This is a genomic window from Streptomyces sp. NPDC050636 (genome assembly GCF_040654775.1).
Classification (GTDB): Bacteria; Actinomycetota; Actinomycetes; order Streptomycetales; family Streptomycetaceae; genus Streptomyces.
In genome coordinates, this window is record NZ_JBFAIP010000047.1 from 30,963 (window position 1) to 51,382 (window position 20,420).

A 20,420-nucleotide genomic window follows, 5' to 3' on the forward strand; every position below is an offset into this window, starting at 1 on the left:
ACGCGCCACTACGGCCGTCCACCCATCACGGCGTGCCCCCGCCCCCACCACGCCCCACGCCCCCGCCCCCTCTGCGGCCAGCGCCGCGCGGCATCGTCACCACCGGCCGAGCGCCGGGCTCACCCCCTGAAAGGGCACCGCGCATGGAGCACCACGAGCAGCCCGAACCCCTGTCCCAGGCCGAACTCGCCGCTATGCGCAGCAGTCTGACGAATGGCCGGCTGGCCATGACCAGGCGCTCACTGCTGCGCGCGAGCGGCGTCGCGGCGGCTGCGATGGGCGGCCTCGGTGCCCTGTCCGCCTGCGGCATCCCGCCCGCGGGCCGTACCGACGCCGGCAGCTCCGAGGACCACTCCAAGGCGGAGAAGCGCATCAACTTCTCCAACTGGACCGAGTACATGGATGTCACCGACGACGGCAAGCACCGGCCGACGCTGGAGGCTTTCACCAAGCGCACCGGCATCGCCGTCAAGTACACCGAGGACATCAACGACAACGACGAGTTCTTCGGCAAGGTCCAGGCGCAGCTCGCGGCAGGCCAGGACACCGGCCGGGATCTGATCGTGCTCACCGACTGGATGTGCGCGCGGATGATCTCGCTCGGCTGGATCCAGTCGCTGGACCCGGCCAACCTGCCGCACGCCTACGCCAATCTCTCGCCGCAGTTCCGCAGCCCCGCCTGGGACCCGGGCCGTGCGCACTCCTACCCCTGGCAGGGCATCCCGGCGATCATCGCGTACAACAAGAAGGCCACCGGCGGACGCAAGGTCGACTCCATCAGCCAGCTGCTGGAGGACCCCAAGCTCAAGGGCCGGGTCGGCTTCCTCTCCGAGATGCGCGACAGCGTCGGACTGACCCTCCTGGACATGGGCAAGAAGCCCGAGGAGGTCACCGCGGACGATTTCGACGCGGCCATCGCCCGGATCCAGAAGGGCGTCGACTCCCAGCAGATCCGCCGCTTCACCGGCAACGACTACACCACCGACCTGGACAAGGGCGATCTCGCCGCCTGTGTGGCCTGGGCGGGCGACGTCGTCCAGCTCAAGAACGACAACCCGGACATCGGCTTCGCCGTCCCCAAGGCCGGCTATATGACGTCCACCGACAACCTCATGGTGCCGAACAAGGCGCGCCACAAGCAGAATGCCGAACGGCTCATCGACTATTTCTACGAGCCGAAGGTCGCGGCGAAGATCGCGGCGTACATCAACTACGTCTGCCCCGTGGAGGGCGTACGCGAGGAACTCGCCAAGATCGACAAGGAGGCGGCCCGCAACCCGCTGATCATTCCGGACAAGGAGATGGCCGAGCGGTCCCACTCCTTCCGCGCCCTGTCCGCCAAGGAGAGCAAGGCCTTCGCGCAGAAGTTCTCCGACCTCACCGGTGCCTGAGCCTCCCCCCAAGCGCTCAACCTTCGAGCAGGGGTACCCCCATTCACGCCTGGGCCCCCACGCCCCCGCCAGGCCCGTATGAGCTGTCCGACCTCCGACACACGGGACGACCCACATGACCAACACCGCGACCCCCCAAAGCAGCGGCGGCGACGTCCGCCTCCACGGGATCAGCAAGACCTACGGGTCCTTCACCGCCGTCCACCCGCTCGATCTCACCGTCCCCGCGGGCTCCTTCTTCGCGCTGCTGGGCGCCTCGGGCTGCGGTAAGACCACCACGCTGCGGATGATCGCCGGGCTGGAGGACCCCACCACCGGGACCGTCGAGCTCTCCGGCAAGGACGTCACCGTCCTGCCGCCCTACAAGCGCCAGGTCAACACCGTCTTCCAGAACTACGCGCTCTTCCCGCACCTCGACATCTTCGAGAACGTCGCGTTCGGGCTACGCCGCCGCGGCATCAAGTCCGTCAAGAAGCAGGTCGAGGAGATGCTCGACCTCGTACAGCTCGGCCCCATGGCGCGCCGCAAGCCGCAGCAGCTCTCCGGCGGCCAGCAGCAGCGCGTCGCGGTCGCCCGCGCCCTGATCAACCACCCTCAGGTGCTGCTGCTCGACGAGCCGCTGGGCGCCCTCGACCTCAAGCTGCGCCGCCAGATGCAGCTGGAGCTCAAGCGGATCCAGACCGAGGTCGGCATCACCTTCGTGCATGTCACCCACGACCAGGAGGAGGCCATGACGATGGCCGACACGGTCGCGGTGATGAACGGCGGCCGGGTCGAGCAACTCGGCGCTCCCGCCGACCTCTACGAGAACCCCGCCTCCACCTTCGTCGCCAACTTCCTGGGCACCTCCAACCTCATCGAGGCCGAGGTCGTCGAGGCGAGCGACCGGCAGCACGGCGAACTGCTCCTCAAGGCCGGCGACGCCAAGCTCCGGCTGCCCGCCGGCCGATGTAGCGCCGTGGCCCGTCCCGGGGAGAAGGTGCTGGCCGGCATACGGCCCGAGAAGATCTCCCTGGCGCACGCCGACGATGCCGGGTCGATCACCGACGGCCGCAACCGGCTGCCGGGACGCATCAAGGACGCCAGCTTCATCGGCGTCTCCACGCAGTACGTCATCGAGGCCCCCGGCCTGGGCGAACTCGCCGTCTACGAGCAGAACATCGAGCGCGACGGGCGGCTGGTACCGGGCGCCGAGGTCGTTCTGCACTGGAGCCCGGGGCACACCTTCGGGCTGGACGCTGCGCAGGACATCGACGCCGGTGCGGACCTCGACGAGGAGGCCGCATGAGTACTGCAGAGGCCCCCGCGCCACCGGCCGAGCCGGCCGAGACCGAGCCGCTCCAGATACGCAAGGCCCCCACCCGTAAGCGCCTCGTCCCCTACTGGCTGCTGCTGCCCGGCATCCTGTGGCTGGTCGTCTTCTTCGCCGCCCCGCTCGTCTACCAGGCGTCGACGTCCATCCAGACCGGCTCCCTCGAAGAGGGCTTCAAGGTCACCTGGCACTTCGCGACCTACCTGGACGCGATAGGCGAATACTGGCCGCAGTTCCTCCGGTCGGTGCTCTACGCCGCCACCGCCACCGCCCTCTGCCTGCTGCTCGGCTACCCGCTGGCGTACCTCATCGCCTTCAAGGCCGGCCGCTGGCGCAATCTCGTGATGATCCTCGTCATCGCCCCGTTCTTCACCAGCTTCCTGATCCGCACGCTGGCCTGGAAGACGATCCTGGCGGACGGCGGAGCGGTCGTCGGCGTCCTCAACTCGCTGCACTTCCTGGACGTCACCAGCTGGCTGGGCCTCACCGAAGGGCAGCGGGTGCTGGCCACCCCGCTCGCGGTGGTCTGCGGACTGACGTACAACTTCCTGCCGTTCATGATCCTGCCGCTCTACACCTCTCTGGAGCGCATCGACCCCCGGCTGCACGAAGCCGCCGGCGACCTCTACGCCCGCCCGGCCACCACCTTCCGCCGGGTCACCTTCCCGCTGTCCATGCCGGGCGTCGTCGCGGGCACCCTGCTCACCTTCATCCCGGCCGCCGGCGACTACATCAACGCCGAACTGCTGGGCTCCACCGACCAGAAGATGATCGGCAACGTCATCCAGTCCCAGTTCCTGCGGGTCCTGGACTACCCGACCGCAGCCGCCCTCTCCTTCATCCTCATGGCGGCCATCCTCACGATGGTCACGATCTACATCCGCAAGTCCGGGACGGAGGATCTGGTCTGATGGCGGAAACCGAGACCACGGCAGCCACGGCGGCACGCACCCCCAACAAGGGCACCCCCAACAAGGGCACCCCCAACAAGGGCCTGCGCTGGCTGCGCCGCAACATCGTCACGATCGCGGGCCTGTGCACGCTGGCCTATCTGATCCTGCCCAACCTCGTCGTGCTGGTCTTCTCCTTCAACAAGCCCAACGGCCGCTTCAACTACCAGTGGCAGCGCTTCTCCACGGACGCCTGGACCGATCCGTGCGGCGTCGCCGACCTGTGCGGCTCGCTCGGTCTGAGCCTCCAGCTGGCCGTCTGGGCCACCCTCGGAGCGACCGTCCTCGGCACGATGATCGCCTTCGCGCTGGCCCGCTACCGCTTCCGTGCCCGGTCCGGTGTCAGCACCCTGATCTTCCTGCCGATGGCCATGCCCGAGGTCGTCATGGCCGCCTCCCTGGCCACCCTGTTCCTCAACATGGGCATCAATTTCGGCTTCTGGACGATCCTCATCGCGCACATCATGTTCTGCCTGAGCTTCGTCGTCACCGCCGTCAAGGCACGCGTGATGAGCATGGACCCGCGCCTGGAACAGGCCGCTCAGGACCTCTACGCCTCCCCGGCGCAGACCTTCCTCCGGGTGACGCTGCCGATCGCCGCGCCCGGCATCGCGGCCGGCGCGCTGCTCTCCTTCGCGCTCTCCTTCGACGATTTCATCATCACCAACTTCAACGCCGGCTCCACCGTGACCTTCCCCATGTTCGTCTGGGGATCGGCGCAGCGTGGCACACCCGTTCAGATCAATGTCATCGGAACGGCGATGTTCCTGGTCGCCGTGCTGTGCGTAGTCGTCGGCCAACTGGCCGGCAACCGCCGTAACAGGCGTAAGAGGAGCTAGAGGAGCTGAGAACCATGGCACGAGCTGCCATGCCGTACATCTCGGGGGCGTCCCCCGTCCGCGCGCTCGCGGATGCCGCCCCCACCCCCTTCTGGCTGGAGGACCCGGACCGCCCCGACGCCCTGCCCGCCCTCGTCGGCGACGAGACCTGCGATCTGCTCGTCGTCGGCGGCGGCTACTCGGGGCTGTGGACCGCCCTGATCGCCAAGGAGCGCGACCCGCAGCGCGATGTCGTCCTCATCGAGGGCAACGAGATCGGCTGGGCCGCGTCCGGGCGCAACGGCGGCTTCTGCGCCGCCTCCCTCACCCACGGCCTCGGCAACGGCCTGGCCCGCTGGCCGGGCGAACTCGCCAAGCTCGAAGAGCTCGGCATCCGCAACCTCGACGACATCGAGGACGCCGTCGCCCGCTACGACATCGACTGCGCCTTCGAGCGCACCGGCGAGATCGACATCGCCACCGAGCCGTACCAGGTCGCCGAGCTCAAGGAGGCCGCCGAGGACGCCGCCCGGCTCGGCCTGGACCGGCACCGGTTCCTCGACCAGGACGAACTGCGTGCCGAGGTCGACTCACCGACCTTCCGGGCCGGACTCTGGGACCGCGACGGCGTCGCCATGCTCAACCCGGCCCGCCTCGCCTGGGGCCTGAAGAGGGCCTGCCTCGACCTCGGCGTACGCGTCTACGAACGCACCCGGGCCACCGCCCTCGCCTCCGAGGGCCTGGGCATGGCCGTCCGCACCCCCTACGGCCGGGTGTTCGCCCGCCATATCGCGCTCGGCACCAACGCCTTCCCGTCCCTGGTGCGACGGGTCCGCCCGTACATCGTCCCGGTCTACGACCACGCCCTGATGACCGAGCCGCTGTCCGACGGCCAGCTCGCCGCCATCGGCTGGCGGAACCGCCAGGGCCTGTCCGACAGCAACAACCACTTCCACTACTTCCGCATCACCGCCGACAACCGCATCCTGTGGGGCGGCTACGACATCGTCTACCGCTACGGCGGCGGCGTCCGCGCCGAGTACGACCAGCACCCGGCCACGTACGAGAAGCTCGCCCGGCACTTCTTCCGCTGCTTCCCGCAGCTGGAGGGCCTGCGTTTCAGCCACACCTGGGGCGGCGCGATCGACACCTGTTCCCGCTTCTCCGCGTTCTTCGGCACCGCGCACGCCGGCCGGGTCGCGTACGCCGCCGGATATACGGGCCTCGGCGTGGGCGCCACCCGCTTCGGCGCCGAGGTGATGCTCGACCTGCTCAGCGGCGAGCGCACCGAACGCACCGAGCTGGAGATGGTGCGCAGCAAACCACTGCCGTTCCCGCCCGAGCCGCTGCGCTGGGCCGGTATCGGCATCACCCAGTGGTCGATGACCCGCGCGGATACGCATGGCGGGCGGCGCAATCTGTGGCTGAAGGCCATGGACAAGGTGGGGCTGGGCTTCGACAGCTGACGGGAAGCACGCAGGAAGCACCCGAGCCGCCGGCGGTGTCCGCCGGCTCGTCCCGCCGGATGGCACGGGCATGCTCACCGACCCGGGCGTCCTGGCACTCGCTATGGACGAGGCGGCGGCCCAACTGACGCGGAAGGGCTGACGGGAGGCGGAGCTGCCGCCCACCGGGCGCACACCGCCCACCACACCGACAGGATCACCCCGGCGAGGCACCAGCTGCCGAGTACGTCCAGCGGCCAGTGATAGCCCTGGCGCACCAGGCCGAGGCCGACGCCGGTGTTGAGGACGGTGACTCCGGCGGCGAGGGCGACCGGGACCAGGGCCCCGCCGGCCGGGCGGCCCGTATATCGCCGACCGTGTGTCAGGAGCAGGGCGGCCACGCCGTATGCGACGGCCGCCGTCGCGCCATGGCCCGACGGATAGAAGCCGTCGTGTGTGCCGCCCTGCATCTGCGGCGGGCCCGGCCGGGCGAGCCATAGTTTGAGCGGGACGACCAGCGCCGGCACCGTGGCCAGGGCGAGCGCGGCGGCGAGCGGCGGAAGCCACCAACGTGCCGCAGCGGCACGGTCGTTGGCGTCCCGTTCCCGCCCCGGGCCGCGCCGCCGGCCATGCCACGCGGTCCAGGCGACGGCCGCCAGCAGCACCGGCAGCGCGACGACCGTGTTGCCGAGGTCGGCGAAGAACTCTGCGGCCCAGGAGGGGATGGCCCTTGCCGCAAGGGCGCGGCCGAGCCGCTCGTCGAGTGTGCGCAGCGGGCCGTGGCACGCCACCTGCCAGGTGAGCGTGGCGAAGAGCAGCACGCTCAACAGGCCGACCGCGAGAGCCGGGAACTTCGTAAGTCCTGGGAACTTCGTCAATCCTGGGAACCCCGGAATCCCGGAAACTTCGGAAACTTCAGAAAATGGGTCGGCCGCCTCGGAACAGGGGGGGTGGTTCCGAGGCGGCCGCGCTGACCGGTGTCCCGCGCGCCCCGGGGGGTGTGGGGCGGGCGGACATCCGATCGGTGAGGATTCCCGGAGCCCCGGCCAGGGGTCCCGGTGTTGTGCGCGAGGGCACGGCCTGGCCGGAGCTGGGGAAGCGCCGGCCGGGCGTCGCCCGCAGTCCCCTGCGAGCGGGGTGTTTCTCTCATCTGCAGAAACCGTACGGCACGGGCGGCACCCCCGACAGGCGGATCACCCGGCCGCCATCGCCCCCGCACATCTTCTTCACTCCATGCCGCCAGATACCCGCGAAACGGGCGCCATGGTACGGGCGGATGCGGACAAATGGGAGGCGCGAAGAGTGTGGAAAGGGGCGCGCGGCCCGGGGCACGGACGGATACCGTTCCCCGGGCCGCGCGTGGTCCCCTCGCACGGGCTGTCGCCGGCTCAGCTCATCTCGGCTCAGGTGGAGCTCAGAGCGCGGCGAAAGCCGCCTCGATGATGTCAAGGCCCTCGTTGAGCAGGTCCTCGCCGATGACCAGCGGCGGCAGGAAGCGCAGCACATTGCCGTACGTGCCGGTCGTCAGCACCAGCAGGCCCTCCTGGTGGCACGCCTTGGCGAGCGCCCCGGTGGCCGCCGGGTTGGGCTCCTTGGAGCCGGACTGCACCAGCTCGATGGCGATCATCGCGCCGCGGCCGCGGACCTCGCCGATGATGTCGAACTTCTCCGCCATCGCCTCCAGGCGCGGCTTCATGAGCTCGCCGATCCGGCGGGCCTTGGCGTTCAGGTCCTGCTCGCGCATGGTCTCGATCGAGCCGAGCGCCGCGGCGCAGGCCACGGGGTTACCGCCGTAGGTGCCGCCCAGGCCGCCCGCGTGCGCGGCGTCCATGATCTCGGCGCGGCCGGTGACGGCGGCCAGCGGCAGACCGCCCGCGATGCCCTTGGCCGTGGTGATCAGGTCCGGAACGATGCCCTCGTCCTCGCACGCGAACCACTGCCCCGTACGGCAGAAGCCCGACTGGATCTCATCGGCGACGAAGACGATGCCGTTTTCCTTCGCGAAGTTCGCGATGGCGGGCAGGAAGCCCTTGGCCGGCTCGATGAAGCCGCCCTCGCCGAGCAGCGGCTCGATGATGATCGCCGCGACATTGTCCGCGCCGACCTGCTTGGTGATCTGCTCGATGGCCTGGTCCGCGGCCTCCTTCGCGCAGTTCTCCGGGCCGGTCAGCCAGCGGTAGGCGTAGGCGACCGGTACCCGGTAGACCTCGGGTGCGAACGGGCCGAAGCCGTGCTTGTACGGCATGTTCTTCGACGTGAGCGCCATCGTCAGGTTCGTCCGGCCGTGGTAGCCGTGGTCGAAGACCACGACTGCCTGGCGCTTGGTGTAGGCGCGAGCCACCTTGACGGCGTTCTCCACGGCCTCCGCGCCGGAGTTGAAGAGCGCGGACTTCTTGGCGTGGTCGCCGGGGGTCAGCTCGGCCAGCGCCTCACAGACCTCGACGTACGGCTCGTACGGCGTGACCATCGCACAGGTGTGGGTGAAGTCGTTGAGCTGCGCGGTGGCACGGCGCACCACGGCCTCGGCGCTGTTGCCGACCGAGGTCACCGCGATACCGGAGCCGAAGTCGATGAGGGAGTTGCCGTCCACGTCCTCAAGGACACCGCCGCCCGCGCGCTTGACGAAGACGGGCAGCACGGCCCCGACGCCGTTGGCCACCGTGGCCTGCTTACGGGCCCACAGCTCCTGGGACTTGGGGCCGGGGATCGCGGTGACGACGCGACGCTCCTGGGGGACGGCGGGGCCTCCGGACAGTTCGGTCATGGCAGTCTCCTGGGGGTGGAACACGGACGGACGGAAGTGTTGTTCTCGCAGGCTAGGGGCGGGGCGCCGGGTCTGGCATGTTCCGTTCGGGAGAAGTGCGCGTGTTGCGTTGTCCGCACCGGACATAGCGATGGCGTACGGCCAGTAGATTGAACCCGCGGTACACAGGCCATCGCTGATCGAGGCTGATCCGGGCCGACCCGGATCGATCGAAGTTGATCACGGCTGATCAAGGGGGAGCAGGGGCACAGGATGGACACCGAGGGCACGCACGACGCACCGCACACCGCCGCCCCGCCGTCCGGCGGAGCACACCGACCCGAACCGAGCGTGCCGCGCCAAGCGGCACCGCCCACGCCGCCGGCCGCCGCGCCGGTCTCCCCGCCACCGCCCGCCGCCCCGCCCGCCAAGCCCGCCGCCCCGCCGGCTGTGTCTGTCGGTCCCGTCGGCCCCGCCGGTTCGGGCGCTTCGCCGGAGCCGCCGCTGCTGGGCTGGCTGCGCACCCCGCGCCCGGCCGCCGCGCCCGGCATCTGGACGTTCGGGCACCGGCCCCGGGCGGCCGAGGAGCCGGACCGGGTGCCCGCACGGCAGCTGATCAGCGGTGCGGTGATCTCGTTCCTGTGCGGCTGGCTGCTGTGGTCGCTGCTGTGGAACGGCTACCTCGGCAGCTACTGGCTGTTCCCGCTGCTGCTGCTCACGCCGGACTCCTGGCGGGAGGCGGGCGGCGACCAGATGATCTACGTCTGGGCCACCTACATCTACTACGGACTGTTCGTGGCCCTCCTGGCCGTCGTCTTCGGCCGCCTCGGCCGCTGGCCGGAACTCGCCCGCCGCCTGGTGCTTCCCCTCGTCCGGCGTGTCGGCGACCGCGCGCCCGCCCGTGCGCCCGAGCCCGCCGCCGACCCGGCGCAGTGGCCGGAGCTGCGCGCCCAAGGAGCCCCGGATGCCGCCGACAAGCTCGCGGCGGAGGCCCGCGCGGGCAGGATGAACGATGTGGACGTGGCCAGGATCGAACGCGCCTGGCGCTCCGTACGCTCCGGCAAGAACACCGTTGCCGCCTTCTCCGACACCGTGCTGCGGCACGGCGCGGCGGCCTGCGCGCACCCCTCGGGGCGGCGCGATCTGGCCCACCGGACCGCCGACCACGACATGCTCGCGCACCAGGTCCGGATCGGCACCGCGGCCGACCACCCGCGCAACCCGTATCAGCACCGCGGTGCCGGATGCGCGCTGGAGCCGGGCGTGTTGGGCACCTCGCTGCTGGCCGTCGGGCCCTCGGGGAGCGGCAAGACGACGCGGGTGCTGAAGCCGGTCGTGGAGTCGATGTGCCTGCAGGCGCTCGCCGGGCAGTGCGCGGTCATCGCCGTCGGACCGGCCGGCGCGGACCTCGGCCCGGACGACGCGTTCGACGTGGTGGTCAAGATCGGCCGCCCGGACCCGGAGTGCGATCTCGACCTGTACGGCGGCACCACCGACCCGGACGAGGCGGCCGGCATCCTCGCCGAGGCGCTGGTCGGCGACCTCGCCGGGCAGCTACCCGGCGGCGACAGCCGGCGCGCCGCGACCGCCCTGGCCCAGCTGCTGGGCCCCTTCCGGGCGGCCCACGACCGCTTCCCCTCCGTCCAGGAGCTGCGCGAACTGCTCGACGGCGCGACCGAGCCGATCGCCGCGCTGCGCGCCGTCCTGGAGGGCGCCCGCGAACACACCCTGCTGCGCGAACTGGACGCCCGCGCACGGCAGTCGGAGCGGGCGGGCGATGTGGGCGTGCTGCTCGCCGACCGCATCGCGCTGCTCGACCGGCCCGCCTTCGCGGACTTCTTCGACCCGACGGGACGCACCCGCCAGGTCTCGCTCCGCGCCCTCGACCACCCCCTGCGGGTCCGTATCGAACTGCCCGAGCGCGGTCACGCGGAGGCCTCACGGATCCTCGCCCGGCTCGTGCTCGCCCAGTTCACCGAGTGCGCGGTGGCCCGCAGGGACCGCTCCCTGTTCGCCTGCCTGGTGCTCGACGAGGCCGCGCACACGATCACCGCCGAGGCGCTGCGCGGACTCCAGCGGCTGCGCTCCGCCAACGCCGGCGCGGTGCTGACGCTGCGCGCGCTGGACGACGTCCCCGATGCGCTGCGGAGCGCGCTGCTCGGCGCGGTCGGCTGTCGGATGGCGCTCGCGGGCGTGACGACGTGGGACGGAGCGCGGTTCGCCGAGGTGTGGGGCAAGGAGTGGGTGGAGACCCGTGATGTGACGGATCGTCAAATCATCGCGGAGGGCGCCGCGATGAAGGCCTTCCACGTCTTCCGCCACCTGGTCACGGGCAAGGCGGCCACCGCCAAGGCCGTCACCGTACGCACCGTCGAACGCGAACGGTGGTCCGCCTCCGACCTCGCGAACCAGGTCCCCGCCGGGCACGCCGTGCTGTCGGTGACATCGGTGAAGGGGGAGCACGCGCCGCCGGTGTTGGTGGATCTGCGGGGGTGAGGGGGGTCAGTGGCCGGAGGGTGCCACGATGCGCTGCACCGGCAGGCCTGTCAGGCGGGAGATCGCCTCGTAGTCACGGTCGTCGTGCAGGACGATCAGGCCTTCCCGCTCGGCGGTGGCCGCGACCATCAGGTCCACGGCACCTGCCGAGCGGTGCTGGCCTGACACGGTGAGCTGCTGCTGGAGCTGCTGGGCCCGTTCGAAGACGCTGTCGGGCATGGGGACCCAGGAGAACAGTTCCCGAAGTAGCTCCTGCTTCTCCAGGCGGTCTGCCAACGACTGGGCGGAGTACAGGAATTCCAGCTCAACGGCTGGACAGACGGAAATGATTCCGGCGGCGAGCTGACGGCTCCAGTGCTCGCGGAGCGGTTTGCGGAGAATGCGGGCGAGAGCGGATGTGTCGATGAGGAAGAGCGCGCTGCTCACTGCCGTTAGGCCGCCTTATCGTTGATGGGCGCGTCGACGTCGCCCTTGTTCTCGATGAGCATGTCGAAGTCGCCGCGGTCGGCCATCTCGCCCAGCCGCTCCAGCGCGCGGGCACGCTTGATCTGCTGAGTGACTTCGCGCAGCGCGGTGTTGACGGTGTCCTTCTTCGTCTTCGTGCCGAAGACCTTGGCGGCCTGCTCAAGAGCCTCGTCGTCGATGTCGATCAGCATTTTGGTCATGGCTGACTCCCTCTGTGGATATACCGAAAGGTTAGTCGGAATATCTTTGGCTGTCTAAGGAATCGTTTCGGCACTTCCGGGTGGTCTCCGGCCGCGAGGTCCCCCCGATTCCTCCGCTGAGGCAGAATCGGAAGCGACCGTTCGTACGGGACGGCGAAAACGCCCCGCGCAGCGCCCGCCTCGCCCCCACGCCGCAACCGAAGGTCCCATGCCGCACACCCTCGCCTCCCTGGTCAACCACACCGCGCTCAAGCTGACCGTGCTCGCGGGCGGGGACCGGCTGGACGTCCCGGTGCGCTGGGCGCACGCCAGCGAGCTGATCGACCCGGTGCCCTACATGGAGGGCGGTGAGCTGCTGCTCATCACCGCGCTCAAGCTGGACGCGGAGGACGCGGAGGCGACCCGCAGGTATGTGCGGCGGGTCGCGGAGGCCGGGGTCGTCGGGCTCGGCTTCGCGGTCGGGGTGAATTACGAAGAGGTACCGGAGGCGCTGGTCGAGGCGGCCCGGCAGGCGGATCTGCCGCTGCTCGGGGTGCCCCGCAGGACCCCCTTCATCGCCATCAGCAAGGCCGTCTCGGCCGCCGTCGCCGCCGACCAGTACCGCGCGGTGACCGCCGGCTTCGAGGCGCAGCGGGAGCTGACCCGGGCGGCGCTGAGTGCCGAGGGCCCGGCCGAGCTGCTGTCGCGGCTCGCCGCGCATCTCGACGGCTGGGCCGCGCTGTACGACGCCTCGGGCGCGGTGGTGGCCGCCGCCCCCGACTGGGCGGCCCGGCGTGCCGCCCGGCTGGCCGATGACGTGGGGCGGCTGCGGGAACGCCCCGCCCCCGCCAGCTCCGTCGTCAGCGCGGTCGACGGTGACGATCGGGTGGAATTGCAGTCGCTGGGTACGGGGCGCCGGGCGCGTGGTGTGCTCGCGGTCGGGACCGGCGCGCCGCTCGGTACCGCCGAGCGGTACGCCGTGCACTCCGCCGTCGCGCTGCTCACCCTCACCACCGAACGCTCCCGGGCGCTGCAGGACGCCGAACAGCGGCTCGGCGCGGCGGTCCTGAAAATGCTGCTCGCGGGCGAACCGGACCACGCACGGGCGGTGGCGGGACGGCTCTACGGCGGGCTGCTGGACGCGCCGTTCCGGATGGTGGTGGCCGAGTCCGTCGCGGCAGACGGTGATCCGGCCACACCGCCCACGCCGCCCACGTCTACGGGGGCCGCCGCCTCCGCCGCGTCTTCGGGGACCCCCGCCGTCCTGGACGCGCTCGCCGATGCGATGGAGTCCGCAGCCGCCAGGACCGGCGAGGCGGTGCTCACCGTGCCGGCCGGCGGCCGGCTGGTCGTGCTGGTCGCGGACGGCGGCGCGGCCGCGGCCGCCTGCGCCGAGTACGCCGCCGCGGCCGAGGCCCGCCTCGGGGCGCGGTCGCGGCAGCGCGGCCGGTCCGAGCGCGCCGAGGCGGGGCATGGCGGCGAGGGGCTGGCCGTCGGGCTGTCCGCGCCGACCGGCCCGACGGCCGCCGCGACCGCCCACCGCCAGGCGGAACAGGCGCTGTCCGTCGCCCGCCGACGCGGCCGCACGCTGGTGGAACACGAGGACGTGGCGGCAGGATCCGTCCTCCCGCTGCTCGCCGACGACGCCGTACGCGCCTTCGCCGACGGACTGCTGCGCGCGCTGCGCGAGCACGATGCCACCGGCCGCGGAGACCTGGTCGCCTCGCTGCGCGCCTGGCTGTCCCGGCACGGCCAGTGGGACGCGGCCGCCGCCGACCTGGGCGTACACCGCCACACCCTGCGCTACCGGATGCGGCGGGTGGAGGAGATCCTGGGCCGCTCCCTTGACGACGCGGACGTCCGGATGGAGCTGTGGCTGGCCCTCAAGGCCACCTCGGCGCCGACGGAGGAGTGACCGAGAGCGACGGGGCAGTGGGGGAGAGGGTGACGGGGGAGCGGGGAAGGCCCCGTCGATCCGTACGCCTCTTCCACCACGGAGAGACACGCGGACGGATTACGCCGCTTCGGACAAACGCCACAGGACCCTCGCGCCCCTACGGTGGGGACAGAAAACGCAGCCGCTCCCAGAGCCATGCGCACCACCCACCACTTCGGAAGGGCCGGGATCCACTGTGCCGAACACTGCTGCAGCCCCCACCGCCTTTTGGCTCGCCGGCCGTAAGGCCACCGGTGAGGCCACCTTCGATGTCACCTCCCCCTGGGACGGACGTCTCGTCGGCACGGTGAGCGTCCCCACCGAGGCCCAGGTCGAGGAGGCCATCGCGGCCTCCGTCGCCGTCCAGGACGAGTTCGCCGCGACCCCGGCCCATGTGCGGGCCGCCGCCCTGGACCACGTACAGCGCCGGCTGGTGGAGCGTACGGAGGAGATCGCCCGGCTGATCTCCGCGGAGAACGGCAAGCCCATGAAGTGGGCGCGCGGCGAGGTCGGCCGTGCCGTGTCCGTGTTCCGCTTCGCGGCCGAGGAGGCCCGCCGCTTCAACGGCGGCGAGGCGCAGCGCCTGGACACCGACGCGGGCGGCGCCGGGCGGCTCGCCCTGACCCGCCGCTTCCCGCGTGGCACGGTCCTGGGCATCGCGCCGTTCAACTTCCCGCTGAACCTCTGCGCCCACAAGATCGCCCCGGCCATCGCGGCCGGCGCCCCGATCCTCCTCAAGCCCGCCCCGGCCACCCCGCTCTCCGGCCTGATCCTGGGCGAGCTGCTCGCCGAGACCGAGCTGCCGGCCGGGTCCTGGTCGATCCTTCCGGTGCCCAACGAGCGGATGGAAGCGCTGGTCCAGGACGAGCGGCTGCCGGTCGTCTCCTTCACCGGCTCCGAGAAGGTCGGCTACGCGATCCTCGACTCGGTGCCGCGCAAGCACTGCACCCTGGAGCTCGGCGGCAACGGCGCGGCCGTCGTGCTGCCGGACTTCTGCTCCGAGGCGGACCTGGACTGGGCGGCGCAGCGCATCGCCACCTTCTCCAACTACCAGGGCGGCCAGTCCTGCATCTCGGTGCAGCGCGTGATCGCGGACGCCACCGTGTACGACCGGCTGGTGCCGAAGATCGTCAAGGCGGTCGGCGCGCAGGTCACCGGTGACCCGTCGGACGACGCCACCGAGGTCGGCCCGCTGGTGAGCGAGGACGCCGCCAAGCGCGTCGAATCCTGGGTGGACGAGGCCGTGCAGCGCGGTGCGAAGCTGCTCGCGGGCGGCAAGCGGGACGGCGCCTCGTACGCGCCGACCGTGCTCGCCGATGTGCCCGCCGACACGACGATCGCCTGCGAAGAGGTCTTCGGCCCGGTGCTCACGGTCACGAAGGTCGACGGCGAGGCCGAGGCGTTCGCCGCCGTCAACGACTCCAAGTACGGCCTCCAGGCGGGTGTGTTCACGCATGACCTGCAGACCGCGTTCCGTGCGCACCGCGCGCTGGAGGTCGGTGGCGTGATCATCGGCGATGTGCCGTCCTACCGCGCCGACCAGATGCCGTACGGCGGTGTCAAGCAGTCCGGCGTCGGCCGCGAGGGCGTGCGCTTCGCGATGGACGACTACACGTACGAGCGGGTCATGGTCCTCACCGGCCTCGACCTGTAGGACGACACCCGACCGGCCTGGACCGGTGGACAGCGACGGCCATGCCTTCGGCCGTACCGCCCTCCAGGCCCCGGCCGACGCACCCCCCGGCGCCGGCCCCGGCCGCGGCGCGCTCCGGAACCCTGTCCCGGAGCGCGCCGCGTCGCCCGTTTTCCCCGCCCTGCCGGTTCCGCGCCGACTACCACGCATGGCGGGTATCCGCACCCTCACCCGGACCGCCCCGCGCCACCACTGGTGCAACCCGCGGGGATCGAGGACCCTCACAAGTAGCACTGACCGGTAGCCGACCGGCCTGCCGGTGCAGCACTCCCGATCCGCGGTGAGGTGAGCTCCTGATGACCGCTCCGTCCATCCGAAAGGTTTCCGAGCGCGAGGCACGGCAGGTCGCCGAGGCGGCCCGTGAGCAGGACTGGCGCAAGCCCAGCTTCGCCAAGGAACTGTTCCTGGGGCGCTTCAGGCTCGACCTCATCCATCCGCATCCCACCCCGGCGGCGGACGACGTACGGCGCGGGGAGAAGTTCCTGGCCACGCTGCGCGAGTTCTGCGACACGAAGATCGACGGCGCGCGGATCGAGCGCGAGGGGCAGATCCCGGACGAGACCGTGAACGGGCTCAAGGAGCTCGGCGCGCTCGGCATGAAGATCGACACGAAGTACGGCGGCCTCGGGCTGACCCAGGTCTACTACAACAGGGCGCTCTCGCTGGTCGGTTCCGCCAGCCCCGCGATCGGTGCGCTGCTGTCGGCGCATCAGTCGATCGGAGTACCGCAGCCGCTGAAGATCTTCGGCACCCAGGAGCAGAAGGACGCCTTCCTGCCGCGCTGCGCCCGTACGGACATCTCCGCGTTCCTGCTGACCGAGCCGGATGTCGGCTCCGACCCGGCCCGGCTGGCGACCACCGCCGTCCCGGACGGCGACGGCGAAGGCTACGTACTGGACGGCGTGAAGCTGTGGACCACCAACGGGGTCGTCGCCGATCTGCTGGTGGTGATGGCAAGGGTGCCCGCCTCCGATGGCCACAAGGGCGGCATCACCGCCTTCGTCGTCGAGGCGGACTCGCCCGGCATCACCGTCGAGAACCGCAACGCCTTCATGGGCCTGCGCGGCCTGGAGAACGGCGTGACCCGCTTCCATCAGGTACGGGTCCCCGCCGCGCACCGCATCGGCCCCGAGGGCGCGGGCCTGAAGATCGCCCTGACCACGCTCAACACCGGTCGGCTCTCGCTGCCCGCGATGTGCGTCGGCGCGGGCAAGTGGTCGTTGAAGATCGCCCGTGAGTGGTCCGCGGCCCGCGAGCAGTGGGGCAAGCCGATCGCCCGGCACGAGGCCGTCGGCGCCAAGATCTCCTTCATCGCCGCGACCACCTTCGCCCTCGAAGCCGTCGTCGACCTCTCCTCCCAGATGGCCGACGAGAACCGCAACGACATCCGTATCGAGGCGGCCCTCGCCAAGCTCTTCGGCTCCGAGATGGGCTGCCTGATGGCGGACGAGCTGGTGCAGATCCGCGGCGGCCGCGGCTTCGAGACCGCCGCCTCGCTCGAGGCCCGCGGCGAACGTGCCGTGCCCGCCGAACAGCTGCTGCGCGATCTGCGGATCAACCGGATCTTCGAGGGTTCGACGGAGATCATGCATCTGCTGATCGCCCGGGAGGCGGTCGACGCCCATCTGTCGGTCGCCGGTGACCTCATCGACCCGGACAAGAGCCTCGCCGACAAGGGCCGGGCGGCGGCGAAGGCCGGCGGCTTCTACGCCCGATGGCTGCCCAAGCTCGTCGCGGGACCCGGTCAACTCCCGCGTACCTACCAGGAGTTCGGTGAACTGGCCGGCCATCTGCGGTACGTCGAACGGGCCGCCCGCAAGCTCGCCCGGTCCACCTTCTACGCGATGTCCCGCTGGCAGGGCCGGATGGAGACCAAACAGGGCTTCCTCGGCCGGATCGTCGACATCGGCGCCGAACTCTTCGCGATGAGCGCGGCCTGTGTACGGGCGGAGCAGATGCGGACGACCGGCGGCCACGGACGCGAGGCGCACCAGCTCGCCGATGTCTTCTGCCGCCAGTCGCGGATCCGCGTCGAGGAGCTGTTCGCGCGGCTGTGGACCAACACCGACACCCTCGACCGGAAGCTCGTCGCCGGGGTTCTCGACGGCCGTTACACCTGGCTGGAGGAGGGCGTCGTCGACCCCAGCGGCGACGGCCCCTGGATCGCCGACGCCACCCCCGGCCCGAGCGCGAAGGACAATGTGCGCCGTCCGATCCGCTGAGCGGCCCGGTCCGCACACCCGGGGCCGGTTCCGGGGAAGATCCGCCGGACCGGCCCCGGGTGTCCACCGAAGATCCGCCGGACCGGCCCTAGGTGTCCACGCCGCCCGGCCGACCGGCCACAATGGACCACATGACGGACTCCCTCGCCCACCCGCACCTGCGTTTCGAGCCGGCCCCCGCCCAACCGGGCGGCCCGCGCGAGATCGTGATCCTCGGCTCGACCGGCTCGATCGGCACCCAGGCGATCGACATCGTGCTGCGCAATCCCGGCCGCTTCCGCGTGACCGCGCTCTCCGCGGCCGGCGGCCGGGTGGAGCTGCTCGCCGAGCAGGCGCACCAGCTGCGGGTCCGCACCGTCGCGGTGGCCCGCGAGGACGCGGCGCCCGCGCTGCGTGAGGCACTGACCGCGCGCTACGGGACCGGGGAGCCGCTGCCCGAGATCCTGGCGGGCCCGGACGCGGCCACCGAACTCGCCGCCTCCCCCTGCCACACCGTCCTCAACGGCATCACCGGCTCCATCGGACTCGCCCCCACCCTCGCCGCCCTCACGGCGGGCCGGGTGCTCGCCCTCGCCAACAAGGAGTCGCTGATCGTCGGCGGGCCGCTGGTCAAGGCCGTCGCCAAGCCCGGCCAGATCATCCCCGTCGACTCCGAGCACTCCGCGCTCTTCCAGGCGCTGACCGGCGGTGCCCGCGAAGAGGTCCGCAAGCTCGTCGTCACCGCCTCCGGCGGCCCGTTCCGCGGCCGTACGAAGCGGGAGCTGGCCGACGTCACCCCCGAACAGGCGCTGGCGCACCCCACCTGGTCCATGGGCCCGGTCGTCACCATCAACTCCGCGACCCTGGTCAACAAGGGCCTGGAGGTCATCGAGGCGCATCTGCTGTTCGACGTCCCCTTCGACCGCATCGAGGTCGTCGTCCATCCGCAGTCCTACATCCACTCGATGGTGGAGTTCACCGACGGCTCGACCCTCGCCCAGGCCAGCCCGCCCGACATGCGGATGCCGATCGCACTGGGCCTCGGCTGGCCCGAGCGGGTCCCGGACGCCGCGCCCGGCGTCGACTGGACGAAGGCCCAGACCTGGGAGTTCTTCCCGCTGGACGAGACGGCCTTCCCGTCCGTCCCGCTGGCCTGCCACGTAGGTGATCTGGGCGGCACCGCCCCCGCCGTCTTCAACGCCGCGAACGAGGAATGCGTCGCCGCGTTCCTCAAGGGCGGGCTGCCGTTCACCGGGATTGTGGATACGGTCGCCGAAGTGGTCGCCGAGCACGGAACGCCCGCACAGGGAACTTCTCTGACCGTCGCGGACGTCCTGGAGGCGGAAACCTGGGCGCGCGCCCGCGCCCGCGAACTGGCCGCCCGTGCGGCACGTACACCTTCGGAGGTTCGCGCATGACGACCTGGATGACCATCCTCGGCATAGTCGTCTTCGTCGTCGGCCTGCTGTTCTCCATCGCCTGGCACGAACTCGGCCATCTCTCCACGGCCAAGCTCTTCGGCATCCGGGTGCCGCAGTACATGGTGGGCTTCGGGCCGACGCTCTTCTCCCGTAAGAAGGGCGACACCGAGTACGGCATCAAGGCCATCCCGCTCGGCGGCTACATCCGCATGATCGGCATGTTCCCGCCCGGCGACGACGGGAAGCTCCAGGCCCGCTCCACGTCCCCGTGGCGCGGCATGATCGAGGACGCCCGCTCGGCGGCCTTCGAGGAGCTGGGGCCCGGCGACGAGAAGCGGATGTTCTACACGCGCAAGCCGTGGAAGCGCGTGATCGTCATGTTCGCCGGACCGTTCATGAATCTGATCCTCGCGGTCGTGATCTTCATGAGCGTGCTGATGGGCTTCGGCATCAACACCCAGACGACCCAGGTCGGCTCGGTCTCGGACTGCGTCATCTCGGCCTCCGCCAAGACCGACAAATGCCCGGCCGACGCCAAGGACTCCCCGGCCAAGGCCGCCGGCCTGCGGGCCGGCGACAAGATCGTCTCGTTCAACGGCCGGGCCGTCCCGGACTGGGGCACCCTCCAGCAGCAGATCCGCGACACCACCGGACGCGCGACGATCGTCGTCGAACGGCACGGCGCCCGGCAGACCCTGAACGCCGACCTGATCGAGAACAAGGTCGCCAAGACCGACGGCCACGGCGGCTATGTCCCCGGCGAATACGTCACCGCCGGATTCCTCGGCTTCACCCCGGCCAGCGGCGTCGTCCCGCAGTCCTTCGGCCAGTCCGTGGACCGCATGGGCAACATGGTCCAGCAGGGCGTGGAGTCGCTGGTCAACCTGCCCGCCAAGGTCCCGGACCTGTGGGACGCGGCCTTCAACGGCGGCGAACGCAAGCAGGACTCGCCGATGGGCGTGGTCGGCGCGGCCCGGGTCGGCGGCGAGGTCTTCGCCCTGGACATCCCGCCGGAGCAGCGGGTCGCGACCATGCTCTTCCTGGTCGCCGGCTTCAACCTCTCGCTGTTCCTCTTCAACATGCTGCCGCTGCTGCCCCTGGACGGCGGGCACATCGCCGGCGCCGTCTGGGAGTCGATCCGGCGCGCCTTCGCCAAGATCGTCCGGCGCCCCGACCCCGGCCCCTTCGACGTCGCCAAGCTGATGCCGGTCGCCTACGTCGTCGCCGGGATCTTCATCTGCTTCACGCTGCTGGTGCTGGTCGCCGACGTGGTGAATCCGGTGAAACTGACATAACCGGGCGTCGGGGGGCGGCGCCCCCCCCCCCCCCAGCGGGGGCGGGCCCCCCCCGCCCGGGGGGGGGGAGAGGAC

Annotated in this window: 15 protein-coding genes; 11 read left to right on the forward strand and 4 right to left on the reverse strand. The window is 71.1% G+C overall.

Annotation, left to right across the window (positions count from 1 at the left end; genetic code table 11):
* Positions 1-143 precede the first annotated feature (143 nt).
* From AB0I10_RS27105 to AB0I10_RS27125, 5 genes are all read left to right on the forward strand, one after another.
* Positions 144-1,391, forward strand: coding sequence for a spermidine/putrescine ABC transporter substrate-binding protein (locus AB0I10_RS27105; protein WP_363155240.1), 1,248 nt, complete (start codon positions 144-146; stop codon positions 1,389-1,391).
* Between the two features lie 115 nt (positions 1,392-1,506).
* On the forward strand, positions 1,507-2,679 hold the full coding sequence (locus AB0I10_RS27110; protein ID WP_363155241.1) for an ABC transporter ATP-binding protein: 1,173 nt from the start codon (positions 1,507-1,509) through the stop codon (positions 2,677-2,679).
* Complete coding sequence (locus AB0I10_RS27115) at positions 2,676-3,614, forward strand: ABC transporter permease (RefSeq protein WP_363155242.1); 939 nt, start codon at positions 2,676-2,678, stop codon at positions 3,612-3,614. The genes AB0I10_RS27110 and AB0I10_RS27115 overlap by 4 nt, the downstream gene beginning before the upstream one ends.
* Positions 3,615-3,697: 83 nt before the next feature.
* Positions 3,698-4,492: an ABC transporter permease gene (locus AB0I10_RS27120; protein ID WP_363155256.1), complete on the forward strand. Its 795-nt coding sequence runs from the start codon at positions 3,698-3,700 to the stop codon at positions 4,490-4,492.
* A gap of 14 nt (positions 4,493-4,506) precedes the next feature.
* Positions 4,507-5,937: an FAD-dependent oxidoreductase gene (locus AB0I10_RS27125; RefSeq protein ID WP_363155243.1), complete on the forward strand. Its 1,431-nt coding sequence runs from the start codon at positions 4,507-4,509 to the stop codon at positions 5,935-5,937.
* Between the two features lie 101 nt (positions 5,938-6,038).
* Here the strand turns inward: AB0I10_RS27125 and AB0I10_RS27130 are convergent, their stop codons facing one another.
* Entirely contained in the window at positions 6,039-6,794 is a 756-nt protein-coding gene (locus AB0I10_RS27130) for a phosphatase PAP2 family protein (protein ID WP_363155244.1), read from the reverse strand.
* A 536-nt stretch (positions 6,795-7,330) separates the two neighbouring features.
* Entirely contained in the window at positions 7,331-8,680 is a 1,350-nt protein-coding gene (gene gabT / locus AB0I10_RS27135) for a 4-aminobutyrate--2-oxoglutarate transaminase (RefSeq protein WP_363155245.1), read from the reverse strand.
* 252 nt (positions 8,681-8,932) lie between these two features.
* Between gabT and AB0I10_RS27140 the strand changes: the two genes are divergently transcribed.
* Positions 8,933-11,155, forward strand: coding sequence for an ATP-binding protein (locus tag AB0I10_RS27140; RefSeq protein ID WP_363155246.1), 2,223 nt, complete (start codon positions 8,933-8,935; stop codon positions 11,153-11,155).
* Positions 11,156-11,161: 6 nt separating this feature from the next.
* Here AB0I10_RS27140 and AB0I10_RS27145 read toward each other — a convergent pair whose 3' ends face one another.
* Together AB0I10_RS27145 and AB0I10_RS27150 are read right to left on the reverse strand one after the other, a co-directional pair.
* On the reverse strand, positions 11,162-11,581 hold the full coding sequence (locus AB0I10_RS27145; protein WP_363155247.1) for a PIN domain nuclease: 420 nt from the start codon (positions 11,579-11,581) through the stop codon (positions 11,162-11,164).
* Between the two features lie 5 nt (positions 11,582-11,586).
* On the reverse strand, positions 11,587-11,820 hold the full coding sequence (locus AB0I10_RS27150; protein WP_363155248.1) for a type II toxin-antitoxin system VapB family antitoxin: 234 nt from the start codon (positions 11,818-11,820) through the stop codon (positions 11,587-11,589).
* A gap of 208 nt (positions 11,821-12,028) precedes the next feature.
* On the opposite strand from AB0I10_RS27150, the gene AB0I10_RS27155 reads away from it, so the two are divergent.
* The 5 genes from AB0I10_RS27155 to AB0I10_RS27175 all read left to right on the forward strand — a co-directional run bounded on the left by AB0I10_RS27155 (position 12,029) and on the right by AB0I10_RS27175 (position 20,345).
* The gene (locus AB0I10_RS27155; RefSeq protein ID WP_363155249.1) at positions 12,029-13,714 is read left to right on the forward strand and encodes a PucR family transcriptional regulator; all 1,686 of its coding nucleotides are present in this window, start codon (positions 12,029-12,031) and stop codon (positions 13,712-13,714) included.
* A gap of 217 nt (positions 13,715-13,931) precedes the next feature.
* Positions 13,932-15,389, forward strand: a complete 1,458-nt coding sequence (locus tag AB0I10_RS27160; RefSeq protein WP_363155250.1) for an aldehyde dehydrogenase family protein — start codon at positions 13,932-13,934, stop codon at positions 15,387-15,389.
* Positions 15,390-15,724: 335 nt separating this feature from the next.
* Positions 15,725-17,650, forward strand: coding sequence for an acyl-CoA dehydrogenase family protein (locus tag AB0I10_RS27165; protein ID WP_363155251.1), 1,926 nt, complete (start codon positions 15,725-15,727; stop codon positions 17,648-17,650).
* 131 nt (positions 17,651-17,781) lie between these two features.
* Positions 17,782-19,047 (forward strand): 1-deoxy-D-xylulose-5-phosphate reductoisomerase, encoded by a 1,266-nt coding sequence (dxr, locus tag AB0I10_RS27170; RefSeq protein WP_363155252.1) that lies wholly within the window; start codon positions 17,782-17,784, stop codon positions 19,045-19,047.
* Positions 19,044-20,345, forward strand: a complete 1,302-nt coding sequence (locus AB0I10_RS27175) for a site-2 protease family protein (protein ID WP_363155253.1) — start codon at positions 19,044-19,046, stop codon at positions 20,343-20,345. Before dxr ends, AB0I10_RS27175 begins: the two co-directional genes overlap by 4 nt.
* The last annotated feature ends 75 nt before the right edge of the window (positions 20,346-20,420 follow it).